This window comes from Dellaglioa sp. CoH-57-MRSF-21 (assembly GCF_056781915.1).
The window spans coordinates 174,031-184,787 of record NZ_JBXAXU010000004.1 but is presented as its reverse complement, the minus strand read 5'-3'; the positions used below and the strand labels follow the sequence as shown (position 1 = coordinate 184,787).

Genomic DNA, 10,757 nt, shown 5'->3' with positions numbered 1-10,757 from the left:
AATACTGGGATAAAGCCATTTAGAAACATATTAAATTTTATATTATTTCATCCGTCAACTTGACAGGGCCTAGTACATTGTTGAAACTTTTTTTCATTATTTAATGTATCGAACTGCGGTACCATATGCGGCAACTGATTGCATATCTTGACCAATTGAACCGGAATCAAAACGCATCATAACAACTGCATCAGCACCCATGCTTACTGCATTGTCGCGTAAACGATCAATAGCAGTATCTCTTGATTCAGCCATCATTTCTGTGTAGGCCTTAATTTCGCCACCGACAATATTTTTAAGACTGGCACCAATGTTTTTGATAACATTTTTAGATTGTGTTGTAAGGCCAAAAACTTCCCCAATTACTTCATATTCTCTACCCGGAATACTTTCCGTTGTAACGACTAGAATTTTATCTGACATCTATAAAACCTCCCTTTATTAGTATCTTCATAGTAACATAGTTACTTTATAAGAGACTGCAGATTTGAACTGATTATTTTGTCTCTTGGAGGACTTTAATTGTTTTAACTTTAACATTAGTTGTAGGTTTATCACTTGAATTAACTGCAACTGCGGCAATTTTATCAACAACATCCATCCCTTTGATAACTTGACCAAAGACAGTATAAGTACCATCAAGTGAAGGTGTGCCACCATTTTTGTATGCATCAATAATTTTTGACGGTGTGCCATCTTTAATATCAGCACTGGTACTTACATCTTGGTTATTTTGAACAATGTAGAATTGACTACCAATTGAATCAGGTTCTGACGTTTGTGCCATCGCTAAAGCACCACGGATGTGGTAAAGGTTACTTGAAATTTCAGCACCGAATGTATGACCATAAATACTTTCGCCACCAGTACCATCCCCTTTAGGATCGCCACCTTGAATCATAAATTCGTTAATAACACGATGGAAGAGGGTATTATTATAGTACCCTTTTTTACTATGAGTAATAAAATTCTTCACAGCTTTTGGTGCATATTCCGGGAATAATTTGATTTTGATATTTCCCTTTGTTGTCTGAATATCTACGACAGCTTCTTTTTTTGTTACTTTTGAACTAAGTTGTGGTAGTTCAACGTTTGACGCTACACTTGATGAAGAAGTAGTAGTTTCCGTATCATTTGTTGTTTCTGCATTTTGATGGTAGAAGAAGAACCCAATTCCCCCAAGAATAATGATAATAATTACTGCAATTAAACCAATCATTTTTTTGTTTTTCATATTAACCCCAAACTTTCTTTATTTAATTACTCTAGTTTAACGTACGAGGTAGAAGTTATACAAGTCTTAACTTAAACATCCAGTTTAGCGCTTGTATATAGTCATTATGATTGTTATATTTAACATATATAAATGGGGATGACTCACGGTTAAATGAGGATTTAATACTTATATGAACGTTATCAATTGTGAACGATATAAAAATTTACATAGTTAGAGGATTACAATACAATTATCGAAATGGATTAGTCAGATTTTGTATTGTTAAGAAAAGTAGTAGGGGGTTACGTTTTGTTAGTTGGTAATAAATTGGGAAATTTAGATTTATACATAGAAAAAATAATAAATAATGTCATGGCAAGAGATGTGACTCGTGTCACAGAATCGGGGATGGCATAATGGTAAAACAAAATAAGAAAGATAAAGAAAGATGGCGTCATCGGCATCCGTGGATTTTTAGAGTTATTGCAATATTTGGTGTTTTATTTTTATTAGGAGTTACGACGATAAGTATTTATATTGCGACAGTTATTAAGTCCGTGCCAACAGTTACAAGTCAGGAATTAATATCTGATGCCAGTTCAAATATGTATGATAAAGATGGCCAGTTAATTTGGTCTTCAGCGCTGAATAAACGAGTTTATGTTAAGTCAAAAGACATTCCTGAAACATATAGTAATCTGTTATTAGCAACAGAAGATCAAACATTTTACAAAGACGCGGGATTTTCGCCCTCCGGCTTATTTAATGCGGGACTTTCTTCCATTAAATCAGCTGTAGGTAAAGGGTCAGCTCGAGGTGGATCAAGTATTGAGCAACAGTTAATTAAATTAACTGTTTTTTCAACGAGTAATAAAGATCGGACTGTAGACCGGAAAATAAAAGAATTTTTCTTAGCGCAACAGTTATACCATAATTATAGTAAGAAACAGATTTTAGAGTTTTATGTTAATAAAATGAGTCTAGGCGAAGGATCATATGGGGCACAGACCATTTCAGAAACGTATTTTGGTAAAACTTTAAAACAATTGAGTATTAGTCAACAGGCAATTATAGCTGGATTGGGCCAAGCCCCTTCTACCTATAATTTATATTCAAACCCTAAAGCCGTTCAAACACGCCGAAATATAATATTAAAAACAGGGCTTGAGAATAAGGTAATTACAAAGAAACAATATAAAATTGCTGTCGCAGAATCAGTGACAAAAGATTTACAGAAACGCCATTGGATGGAAAATTCTGTTACAAAAAAAATTCTTGAAAATAATGCTTATGTTACTTCTGCCTTAGAACAAGTTAGCGATAAAGGGTACGATTTAGCTAAAACTCCATTACAAATTACAACAGCGCTTGATTCAAAGCAAAATGCGACTGTTAAAAAATTAGCTGATAATAAAAAATATTATCAAAATTCAGCAGAACAATCTGCAATTACAATTACAGATCCTAAAACGGGGAATATTGTTGCTCAATATGGTGGACGTCATCAAAAAACTGCCTTCAGTTATAATCGGGCAATTTCTACGCAGCGTTCGTCAGGATCAGGAATTAAGCCACTATTAGATTATGGCCCTGCTATTGAATACTTTGGGTGGGCAACCACACATGCCTTAGATGGCACTTCATATACTTATCCGGGAACTAATCTTGTTGCTCAGAATTTTGATAAAGTGAGTTATAAATCAATAACGATGCAAAACGCATTACGAGTTTCGGCTAATACACCAGCAATTAGAACGTTAAATACTGTTGGGAGTGCGAAGGCTAGCCAATTTTTAGCACAAGTAGGGATGGCTCAAAATAATGCACCTGCGGGGTCGCAGGCTATTGGACTCGATGTTTCTACCGAACAAATGGCGACAGCATATGGCACCGTTTCAAATGGCGGAACCTATCATGCGGCTCGTTACGTCACAAGTCTAAAATTTTCAGATAATAGTGTTAAAAAATATGAGGTAAATAGTAAACGTGCTATGAAGGCCTCAACAGCATTTATGCTAACGTCAATGATGGAAGGCGTACCTAATGCCGGTGGGACAGCGCCTTCTGCAAGAATTGATAATGTTCATCAGGCAATGAAGACAGGGACCGTCGGTTATTCTGCTTCATCGGGATTTCCAGCGAATGCAAATATGGATGTCTGGATGAATGGGTTCACTAAATCAACTTCTATTTCGATGTGGTTAGGGTATGATGAACCAATGAAAAAAGGACATTATATTACTGATGCTGCATCTGCAATGACAAATGTTAATTTATATCGTGACCTAATGGTACATTTTTCAAAAGAAAAGAATGCTGATAATAGTGAGTGGACAAAACCATCAACTGTTATACAATTGTCAGGAACTGGTCTTGCAGCTCAATATGAACCTAACGATAAAGTAGTAACGTTAGGCGTTAAAGAGCCAGAAAAAATTGATGTAAAAAAAGCTAAAATATATAAAACGTATTTGTCTAAAAAGATTGCTGAGGACACGTTAAAAATAAAATTAGAGGATCCTTCATATCACAAGAAACCTGAAGCATATAAAATTGGTTCATGGGAGCAGTCAACTCAGAAAAAATTAAATAATGTTCAGAAAAAATTAGACAAGGCTAATGATGGCATTAAGGCGGCTAAAGAGACGTTAGAGGGTGAATAAAAATGGAACCGAGATCAAGAGGGACAAAGCAAACAGGAAAAAAAACTGTTAACCGAGAAAATAAAGCAGATTTTAAACCAGAACAAGCTAGTCATAAATCGATACGACAATTTTTAAAGTGGGCGTATCGTATTTTGTTGTTTATTGCGGTTAGCTTGAGTATTTGGAGCGTCTATACGGTTATCAATCGGTATCAAATTAGTCTTGATTGGTCCAAAAATGATAATTCAAAATTAACAATGGCAAATCAAACGCCAGACTCACTCTACGACTCTAATGTTAAGTCTAAAGAAGCAAAACAAAAGTTTAATGAAATTTATGCAGATAGTTACAACATTAAAACAGAGGAGTTAACGACTAAAGCAACTTCAAGTGAAATGAAAAAATTAGATGATACATTATCAAATATTTCTAAGAATTCACGTGCTGATTACCAGACAAAATATGATAATTTATTAAAAAAAGTGAAAGTGAATTCATTATACCAAGATGTATTTGTTAAGGATGATGAACAAACAGTTAAAGTAAATGTGACCCCTGGAACGATTCAAAAATTGAATAATGAACAATTTGGGTACATTAATCAGTTATTGATTAATTCTTCAAATAAAGATCAATTTGCCAATCGAATTTATACACTACAAAAAAATTTGGCAAAAGATGCAATAGCAATAAACGGTGTAATGTCCATTGCCATGAAGACAGCCACGTATGACCCTTTGTCAGGTAATGTAGAAATCTTGAAAAAAAGTACAAGTCAGCAAATAGATGACTATACGAATGCTGTCAGTAAATTACACTATTCATGGAATAATCTTGCCTTTTTAAATCAAATTGAAGAAGTGATAGCTAAAGATTTAGCCACACAGACAGAGCAGTATCAGGTATTTGATGATTATAAAAAAGATCTTTCAGATAAGAAACAAGCCGATAAAAAGTTGGTTTCACTTGAAGAAACTTTATCTCATGCATTAAAAAAACAGGCTGAAGATAAGAAACAAGCTGAAATTTATATAAAAGTTCCTAAATTTGGATCTCAATCGGAAGCGCAAAAGTGGGCCAACAAAAACCATATAGAAATTGTATTTGTACAGAAATGGTCTGGGAAAAACATGATATTATCGGAGCCGAGTGAAGGAAACTTACTTAAGCGAACAGATAAATTAAAGGTAATTATCCAACACCAAAGTTATAAGGGAACTTCAGCAAATAAAATTTACTCGGGAGCAAGTAAAAAGTCATCCAGCGCATCAAGCCAGGAGGCAAAGGCAAGTTCTGTAGAAGAATCAAGTTCAACGGATGAAACAAGCTCTAGTTTAGAAGCCGACGCGTCATCAGATACAGCCGTAAGCAGTTCAGAATCAAGTGCTATTAGTAGTAGTACAAGCCAGGTAAGCAGTTCATCAGCTACTAAAATACAGTAAAAGTAGTTACAATACATTAAAATTGATGGTATTAAAATATATTACGAAAAAAAACTAAAAATATTCATATTATTTAGTTATACTAATGGAATATAAGACCGCTCAAAGTAGCAGATAAGATTATGATTTTCATTAAATTGGAAATGAAAGAGGAATAATATGAAATTATTGATGGTAGAGGATAATAAGGCAGTTTCTGAAATGATGTCGATGTTTTTTCAAAAAGAAAAATGGGACGTTCAGTACGCTTATGATGGTAATGATGCTGTTGCTATGTTTAATGAAGATCCGGATAGTTGGGATATGATTACGCTTGATTTGAATTTGCCTGGTATGGATGGCATGCAAGTCAGTTCTACGATTCGAAAAGTTTCAGCTAATGTCCCCATTATTATTTTAACGGCACGCGATACCGAAAGTGATCAAGTTCTTGGATTAGAAATGGGCGCAGATGATTATGTAACAAAGCCTTTTAGCCCAATAACATTGATTGCTAGAATTAAGGCCCTTCACCGCCGGGCAGAAAAACCAAGTGTTGGAACTGACGATGAAACAGAAAATGAAAGTACTAGTTTTGATATTGTCACAACTCACTTTAAATTAAGTACAGCTCGTCGAGAAGCATACTTACAAGACGTTTTAATTCATGATTTAACACCAAAAGAATTTGATTTGTTGAAAACGTTGGCCAATAAACCAAAACAAGTCTTTTCAAGAGAAAAACTATTGGAATTAGTTTGGGATTATGAATTTTTTGGTGATGAACGAACAGTTGATGCACATATTAAAAAATTACGTCAAAAAATTGAAAAAGTGGGTCCACAAGTTATTCAAACGGTGTGGGGTGTCGGTTATAAATTTGATGACTCAGGAGCTGGTTACTAATGAAGCTACTTTATCAGCAAATGTTAGCATTCTTCGCGGTTATTATTACATTGGTCATTGTATTTGGCGCTTTATTTTTAAATTTCACGAGTGATATGGTCTATAAAAATACATGGACACAATTGGAAGGTTACTCGGATAGTTTAATGTCAGAATCAATGGTTTTAAAAACAACCGATTCAAAAACGCAATTTAATTTAAACTTAAATAATTTAAGAAATGCAGAATTAATTTTAAAAACGCAAAATGTTCGATTTACTATTTATACTAAAAAATCTAAAATTATCTATCCTGATAATGCGGTACAGGACAATATTACAAGTGAGCAGTGGAAAAAATTGGAAAATGGTGAAGTTGTTCACCGTACACCGCATATTAATAGACAATTAAAAACAGATATGAAAGCAATTAATATGACCGATATTTTGAAACCTTATTTTTATAATGGTAAATTATATGCGGTTATATCGGTTGGAGCCAATGTTTCTAATATTCAATCCAATATGAGTCAAATGACTCAGAATTTGGTTATTGCGTTTATTGTCTCTGTTATCGCTGGAATTATTTTGAGTTATCTTTTAGCGAGATACTCTGTTTCTAGAATTAATCGATTGAGACGTGCAACTCGAATGGTTGCTGATGGTAATTTTGATGTGCATATCGAAAGTAGACATCGAGATGAAATAGATGATTTGGCACAAGATTTTGATGGCATGGTTTCTTCATTGAAAGAATCAGAGAAAGAAATAAAACGTCAAGAAGAACGTCGTAGACAATTTATGGCTGACGCTGCACACGAAATGCGTACACCGTTGACAACTATTAACGGACTACTTGAAGGGCTAGCATACGATGCAATTCCAGAAGAGAGCAAAGGGAAGAGCATTGAACTAATGCAAAGTGAAACTAAGCGATTAATCCGATTAGTCAATGAAAATTTAGACTATGAAAAAATTAGGACAAATCAAATTACGCTAGCACCAAGTAATTTTGATGCGGTTATTGTTTTGAATAACATCGTTGAACAACTAACAAAAAAAGCAATAGAAGCCGACGATAAGATTGAATTAAGTGTTCCTAAAAACTTAATGGTTTTTGCGGATTACGATCGATTTGTGCAAGTTATTTTTAACATTACGCAAAACGCCATTCAATTCACTCAATCAGGAACGATTCATATTTCAGCTGAACGTGGTTACCATGAAAGTATCTTTAGGATTACTGATACAGGTATTGGCATGACAAAAGACCAGCTAGAAAATATTTGGGAACGTTACTACAAGGCAGATCCATCTCGTAAGAGTACTAAGTACGGAGAATCAGGATTGGGATTATCAATTGTTCATCAATTAATGCAACTTCATAACGGAAAAGTTGAAGTGATGAGTACTGAAGGAAAAGGGACAACGTTTACATTGACGTTTCCAAATCAAGAAAATGAATAAATAGTTAAAAAATTATTAAAGAATGATTTCTATATACAAATAGAAATCGTTCTTTTTTGTGATATAGATGTAATTCTGTTACACTAAAAAGCGGTTAATAAGATTATTAACTAAGTTTAATATTACAAAATTGTTAGGTTAGTATGACATAGATGAATGCTAAACGGGGGAAAAAAAGTGTATACTATATTCATTCTAAGGGGGATGTGATAAATATGAGCCAAAAATGGCATGATTTAAAAGAAAATGAAGTTTTTATGTTTATCGTTCGAACTGCCTTTTATTTTATTGTATTGGCGATGCTAGTTTACCTGTATTCATTTAAAGGTATAAGTAATGGTACGTTTATCTATAATGAATTTTAAAGGAGAGCAAAGACATGATAAAAAATGTAATTAATCAAATTGATATGATCGCAATGTCCGATCCCAATCGCATTGTTTACAATGATTTGGGTGAGACAAATACTTATCAACAGTTAAAAGAAAAATCTGATGCATTAGCATTGCATTTGATTGAATTAAATTTAGATAATAAACGTCCAATTATGATATATGGAAATCAAAAATTTAATATGCTAGTGGCTTTTTTAGGAAGCGTTAAAGCAGGGCACGCATATATTCCAATTGATTCGCACTCACCAGCTGAGCGTTTAGAGTCAATTCAAGAAGTTGCGAAACCAGTCGCTTGTATAGCTGTAGCAGAATTACCTGAAGTTAAACTCGATGTACCTGTAATTTTATCAACTGAATTAACAGAAATTATTGAGAATAATCAAGGGGTAGAAGTTCCTGATCCTAGTTTCCAAGTAACTGGTAAAGATAACTTCTATATTATCTTTACATCTGGTACGACTGGACAGCCAAAAGGGGTTCAAATTAGTCATGATAACTTGATAAGTTACGTGAACTGGATGATAGAAGATTTCTCTCTACCAGAACATCCCAATAGTCTATCTCAGGCACCATACTCATTTGATTTATCAGTAATGGACTTGTATCCTACATTAACTATGGGTGGTAAGTTATCTGTTTTACCTCAAGAAGTGACGGATAATTTCAAAGTTCTTTTCCAAACGTTACCTACTCTGGACTTACAAGTTTGGGTTTCAACACCATCATTTATTGATATTTGTTTATTAGAACCAACGTTTGATGATAAACATTTACCAGATCTTAGTCGATTCTTATTTTGTGGTGAAGAATTAACTCACAAAACAGCTGCAGCATTGAAGCAAAGATTCCCAATGGCTAAGATATTTAATACGTATGGTCCTACGGAAGCAACAGTTGCGGTTTCGAGTGTTGAGATTACTGATGCTATTTTAGAACAATACCCACGATTACCAATTGGTTATGCCAAATCAGATACAAAGATGGTTGTAGTTAATCCAGAAAATGAACTAGTACCAAATGGTGATGAAGGTGAATTAATTATTGCTGGACCTAGTGTCTCAAAAGGTTATCTTAACAATCCTGAAAAAACGGCCAGTGCTTTTTTTGAAATGGATGGCGTAGCTGCCTATCGAACTGGTGATGCAGCAATCATAAATTCTGAAGGGATGTTGTTATATCGTGGACGAATTGATTTCCAGGTTAAACTACATGGTTACCGAATTGAATTAGAAGAAGTTGACCATCATGTGTCATCGCATCCATTTGTAAAACAAGCAATCACTATTCCAAAATATAATAAGGATCATAAAGTGGTTCAATTAATTGCGTATGTTGTTCAAAATGATAATCCAGTTGAACGAGACTCAGAATTAACAGTTGAAATTAAAAAATACTTGTTAGATACAATGATGTCATATATGATTCCACAGAAGTTTGTTTATGTTGATGTTTTACCATTAACGCAAAATGGTAAAATTGATCGGAAAACACTAATAAATGAGGTGAATGCTTAATGGTATCATTCCAACCTTATGTCAATCCGATGTACTTTCTATATCTTATTGTTGTTTTAATTCCAATTATTGTTGGTTTGCTTAATGGTAAAAGATTTAGATTGTATGAAACGTTAATTTCATTACTCTTTATTTTCTTAATATTTGGCGGTCCAAAACTTCACGAAGGCTTTAATTTACTTATTTATATAATTTTTGAAGTCTTACTTATCGGTTTATACATGAATTATCGTAGTAAGTATAATCAAACGTGGGTTTTTATTATGGCTGTCCTTTTAGCGATAGCACCATTATCCATCGTAAAAATAACACCAGCCATTAATAATGGTATACCATCAATTATTGGCTTTTTAGGAATTAGTTATTTAACGTTTAAAGCGGTTCAAATGATTATGGAATCGCGAGATGGTAGTATTAAGAAATTTGATTTGATGCTAACCTTACAATTTTTATTGTTTTTCCCAACTATCTCATCGGGACCAATCGATCGTTACAGACGGTTTGTTAAAGATTATCAAAATGTCCCAAGTCGAGAAAAATATTTAGAAATGTTACAAAAGGGTGTATTTTACATTTTCTTAGGTTTCTTATATAAATTTTTACTAGCATACCTATTTGGTACGATGCTGTTACCTCACGTCGCACGTATTGCATTACTAGACGGTGGTATATCGTGGGCCTTAGTTGGTTACATGTACACGTACAGTATGGATTTATTTTTTGATTTTGCTGGTTATAGTTTATTCGCAGTTGGTATCAGTTACTTTATGGGAATTGAAACACCTCCTAACTTTAATAGACCTTTCATCGCACACAATATTAAAGACTTTTGGAATCGTTGGCACATGACACTTTCATTCTGGTTCCGTGATTTTGTTTATATGAGATTAGTCTTTTTTATGATGAAACATAAATTAATTAAAAGTCGAATAACAACAGCTATTGTTGGTTATTTTGGATTATTCTTACTCATGGGATTTTGGCACGGGGTTACTTGGTATTACATTGCCTATGGCCTATTCCATGCGATAGCTATCGTCATTAATGATGCATGGCTCAGATTTAAAAAGAAACATAAAACCAGTATTCCAAGTAATAAATTTACAGAAATTTTTGCAATCTTTATTACGTTTAACATCGTTTGCTTAAGTTTCTTAATCTTTTCAGGATTTTTGGACAAACTATATTTTTCATAAAATAGATAATTAGAGGAGA

General features: G+C 33.7%; 9 protein-coding genes. 7 read left to right on the top strand and 2 right to left on the bottom strand.

The genetic code is table 11. From position 1 onward, the window contains the following. Positions 1-96: 96 nt before the first annotated feature. Together AC1RPQ_RS06045 and AC1RPQ_RS06040 are read right to left on the bottom strand one after the other, a co-directional pair. The gene (locus AC1RPQ_RS06045) at positions 97-423 is read right to left on the bottom strand and encodes a heavy metal-binding domain-containing protein (protein WP_409022267.1); all 327 of its coding nucleotides are present in this window, start codon (positions 421-423) and stop codon (positions 97-99) included. A gap of 73 nt (positions 424-496) precedes the next feature. Further along, entirely contained in the window at positions 497-1,234 is a 738-nt protein-coding gene (locus tag AC1RPQ_RS06040) for a peptidylprolyl isomerase (protein WP_481761937.1), read from the bottom strand. A 398-nt stretch (positions 1,235-1,632) separates the two neighbouring features. Between AC1RPQ_RS06040 and AC1RPQ_RS06035 the strand changes: the two genes are divergently transcribed. The 7 genes from AC1RPQ_RS06035 to dltB all read left to right on the top strand — a co-directional run bounded on the left by AC1RPQ_RS06035 (position 1,633) and on the right by dltB (position 10,738). Beyond that, positions 1,633-3,879, top strand: a complete 2,247-nt coding sequence (locus AC1RPQ_RS06035) for a transglycosylase domain-containing protein (protein WP_481761936.1) — start codon at positions 1,633-1,635, stop codon at positions 3,877-3,879. A 2-nt stretch (positions 3,880-3,881) separates the two neighbouring features. Continuing rightward, complete coding sequence (locus AC1RPQ_RS06030; protein WP_481761935.1) at positions 3,882-5,303, top strand: hypothetical protein; 1,422 nt, start codon at positions 3,882-3,884, stop codon at positions 5,301-5,303. Positions 5,304-5,462: 159 nt separating this feature from the next. Continuing rightward, entirely contained in the window at positions 5,463-6,188 is a 726-nt protein-coding gene (locus AC1RPQ_RS06025; protein ID WP_481761934.1) for a response regulator transcription factor, read from the top strand. After that, positions 6,188-7,633 (top strand): sensor histidine kinase, encoded by a 1,446-nt coding sequence (locus tag AC1RPQ_RS06020; RefSeq protein ID WP_481761933.1) that lies wholly within the window; start codon positions 6,188-6,190, stop codon positions 7,631-7,633. The genes AC1RPQ_RS06025 and AC1RPQ_RS06020 overlap by 1 nt, the downstream gene beginning before the upstream one ends. Positions 7,634-7,848: 215 nt before the next feature. Then, positions 7,849-7,998, top strand: a complete 150-nt coding sequence (locus AC1RPQ_RS06015) for a teichoic acid D-Ala incorporation-associated protein DltX (RefSeq protein WP_409022273.1) — start codon at positions 7,849-7,851, stop codon at positions 7,996-7,998. A 14-nt stretch (positions 7,999-8,012) separates the two neighbouring features. After that, positions 8,013-9,542 carry a D-alanine--poly(phosphoribitol) ligase subunit DltA gene (gene dltA, locus AC1RPQ_RS06010; RefSeq protein ID WP_481761931.1) on the top strand — a complete coding sequence of 510 codons (1,530 nt, stop codon included), beginning with the start codon at positions 8,013-8,015 and terminating at the stop codon, positions 9,540-9,542. Beyond that, the gene (dltB, locus tag AC1RPQ_RS06005) at positions 9,542-10,738 is read left to right on the top strand and encodes a D-alanyl-lipoteichoic acid biosynthesis protein DltB (protein ID WP_481761930.1); all 1,197 of its coding nucleotides are present in this window, start codon (positions 9,542-9,544) and stop codon (positions 10,736-10,738) included. Before dltA ends, dltB begins: the two co-directional genes overlap by 1 nt. Positions 10,739-10,757: the final 19 nt, after the last annotated feature.

Bases quoted from the DNA above. Each gene is read 5' to 3' on its own strand.
- dltB (WP_481761930.1), top strand. From the start codon at position 9,542: ATGGTATCATTCCAACCTTATGTCAATCCGATGTACTTTCTATATCTT.
- AC1RPQ_RS06030 (WP_481761935.1), top strand. From the start codon at position 3,882: ATGGAACCGAGATCAAGAGGGACAAAGCAAACAGGAAAAAAAACTGTT.
- AC1RPQ_RS06025 (WP_481761934.1), top strand. From the start codon at position 5,463: ATGAAATTATTGATGGTAGAGGATAATAAGGCAGTTTCTGAAATGATG.
- AC1RPQ_RS06020 (WP_481761933.1), top strand. From the start codon at position 6,188: ATGAAGCTACTTTATCAGCAAATGTTAGCATTCTTCGCGGTTATTATT.
- AC1RPQ_RS06040 (WP_481761937.1), bottom strand. From the start codon at position 1,234: ATGAAAAACAAAAAAATGATTGGTTTAATTGCAGTAATTATTATCATT.
- AC1RPQ_RS06035 (WP_481761936.1), top strand. From the start codon at position 1,633: ATGGTAAAACAAAATAAGAAAGATAAAGAAAGATGGCGTCATCGGCAT.
- dltA (WP_481761931.1), top strand. From the start codon at position 8,013: ATGATAAAAAATGTAATTAATCAAATTGATATGATCGCAATGTCCGAT.
- AC1RPQ_RS06045 (WP_409022267.1), bottom strand. From the start codon at position 423: ATGTCAGATAAAATTCTAGTCGTTACAACGGAAAGTATTCCGGGTAGA.
- AC1RPQ_RS06015 (WP_409022273.1), top strand. From the start codon at position 7,849: ATGAGCCAAAAATGGCATGATTTAAAAGAAAATGAAGTTTTTATGTTT.